The organism is Afipia felis ATCC 53690 (genome assembly GCF_000314735.2).
Lineage (GTDB): Bacteria > Pseudomonadota > Alphaproteobacteria > Rhizobiales > Xanthobacteraceae > Afipia > Afipia felis.
In genome coordinates this window covers 1-2,558 of the sequence record NZ_KB375277.1, presented here as the reverse complement: position 1 = coordinate 2,558, position 2,558 = coordinate 1, and the positions used below count along the sequence as shown (strand labels likewise).

Annotated in this window: 3 protein-coding genes; all 3 read left to right on the top strand. The window is 61.4% G+C overall.

Going from position 1 to position 2,558, the window contains the following annotated elements:
* The first annotated feature begins 206 nt into the window (after window positions 1–206).
* Entirely contained in the window at window positions 207–1,730 is a 1,524-nt protein-coding gene (locus tag HMPREF9697_RS20045; RefSeq protein ID WP_002719099.1) for a hypothetical protein, read from the top strand.
* Between the two features lie 65 nt (window positions 1,731–1,795).
* Entirely contained in the window at window positions 1,796–2,119 is a 324-nt protein-coding gene (locus HMPREF9697_RS20040) for a hypothetical protein (RefSeq protein ID WP_002719098.1), read from the top strand.
* Window positions 2,119–2,558, top strand: a 440-nt coding sequence (locus HMPREF9697_RS20035; protein WP_002719097.1) for a portal protein, incomplete at its 3' end; no start/stop codon positions are given. The genes HMPREF9697_RS20040 and HMPREF9697_RS20035, both read left to right, overlap by 1 nt.

The following is a 2,558-nucleotide window of genomic DNA, read 5'->3' as shown; positions in this document are numbered from 1 at the left end:
CCCCCCGGGGCCCGGCCGGCAGGCGACCCCCAAAACTCAAATCGAGCGGCCGCCTGCCCTAGGTTCCTGAGATTGTCCCGCACGCAGTCGATCTGCTGCGCTGTCTGCGAAGGATCGAGCGGCGAGCGCGAAAATTTGTTGTGTCGACCTGGGGCGCGGGGCGCGGGGCTGCCGAAACTTCAGCGCGCAAAAAAAGCGAGCGCCGCATGACGACGCCCGCTGTAAACTTTGGAAACGATATGAATTCGGCGCTGGCGCAAAACGCCGGCCACGATGTTCTGACTTCGGCTGGTCCGATCAGTGATGATTACATGCTGTCGACAGCCGATGTGTCTGTGATCGAGGGGCCGCAAGGCTCCGCGAAAACGACGTCCTCCTTCAAGAAGATGCTGGTCGAAGCTCAAAGGATTTATCCCGGTGCGGACGGGGTGCGCCGATACGAACTCGGCGTGTTTCGTGAGAAGTACGATAATTTGTGGAAGGCTACAATCCCTTCCTATTTCACCGTGATCCCCAAGAATTTTCCGGGCTCGGAATGGACGGGTGCCAGTCCGCGCGCTGCGAAGCACGTTGTTCGCTTCGATGACGGCTTCGGACGCATCGAGCTCACGGTTCATTTTCTGGCATTCGGCGAAAGCGCGTCGCCGGAAGATCTGCGCGGCCTGCAGTTCACCGATGTGTATCTCAACGAAATCGACACGATGCCGGAAAACCTGTTCACGTACCTTGTCGGTCGTGTCGGTCGTTCACCGCCGCGCGCCGTCATTCGTCGGGGCGGCCGGATCTATGGCGACATGAACGCACCTGACGTGTTGAGCTGGACCTATCGCGACCTGCACGAGGATCCAAAAGAGGGATACAAGCTTTTCCGCCAGCCTGGCGGTCGCGATCCCGGCGCCGAAAACCTCAAGGCCATGGGGCGTGAATATTACGATTACCAGGCGCGCATCAATGCGCACCGCCCGTGGTGGGTGCGGCGCATGGTCGACAACCTGCCGGGTTTCTCTCGCGATATGGATCTCGTCTATTCGCGGTTCGACGATCAGCGCATGGTTTCGCCGATGCCGCTGCAGGTCTTTCCGTATCTGCCTGTGCTGGTCGGTGTTGACGGCGGCCTGACGCCGGCGGCGTGGTATGCCCAGGAAACGAACGACGGGCAATTGCGTATCTTGGCGGAAATCTGCCTTGAGCGAGGCGGCATGAAAGAACTTGCCGAGGAAATGCTGGTGCTCGAGGGGCGGCGCTTTGCCGGTTGCGAGTTTGCGACGGTCTGCGATCCTGCGATGGGTAATGGTGAAACAGATGACGTCGGCGAAGTCAGTGAAGGATCCGAGCGCTTGCGTCTCTCAAAGCACCTAGGCCGCAAGGTGGTCTGTGCCAAGGTGAGCAATCAGGATATCGATGCCCGCTGTGAGGTAATCCGCGACAAGATCTCGCTGAACCTTGAAGGTGGCCGGCCGGGCTACATTCTCGATCCATCCTGTAAGGCGCTTCGGCGCGGCAAGAACCAGACCTATCACTTCCGCCGCCTGCAGGGGACGAACGATCGGGCCTCAATCGCGAAAACGCCGGACAGCCACATCGGCGATGCCGAGCAATACGGCTCGACGCTGTGCGGCACGGCAGCAGCAAAGACCCGACAGCGCGAGGATCGGCAGCGCCGTGAGCGCCGCCGCGAGGAGGCCCGGAACGCCGGCCGGTACAATCCGCACAAGCGCGGGCGTGGATAGGAACGGTTGACGGCACCCGGGCGGCCGTAGGGTTCGGCTTCCATGGCTGAACCGGGGTCGTCCTCATGAGCTGGTTATCGTCGGCAGTTCACAGCATTTTCGGCGGCGGCGGTCCGAGCCAGGCCGAGATTAACGCCATCAACGAGCAGACCAAGGCTGTGAAGGACGCCTCTGCGACGGCAAAGGCTTCGGCGGATGCCGCATTGAAGGCCCAGCAGGACGCCAACCTGCTTGCCCAGTCATCCTCAGTTCCGGCCGCCGACAGCGAAAGCGCCCGCGGTGCGATGGACGATGAGCTGCGCAAGCGCCTCAAGGCATCGAACGGCATCGGTCTGCCCACGCAATTCGGCGAGCCGCCGGTCGGCTATCGCATGCTGGCGGGTCAGTAATGATTACTTGGCGCGAGATCGAAGAGCCGCAGGGTGAGCTCGAGCAGGAACGAGCACGGGATGAACCGACGTGGCGAGATCTGGCGCGTCTGCTGCGGCCCGATGGCACGGTTTTCAACAGCAATGAACGGCGTGAGCGTGACGGCGCCGATGATCCGTTCGATAGCACGCCGCTTTACTCGCTCGATGATTTTGTCGGCGGCACCTTCACCAAGGCGATCAATCCGGCGGAACGCTGGTTCGAGCTCGGAATTCAGGACAAGGATCTCGAGCAGTTCAAGCCCGTCAAGCAATGGCTGTGGAGCACGGCCGACGTCTGCTACGCCTCACTGCATCCCGGCCACGATAATTTCTATCTGCATGCGCCCGCGTGGTTCGGTGACATGGGCGCGTTCGGCACTGGCTTCATGTGGCAAGAGGAGCTGGTGGGGCAGAATGG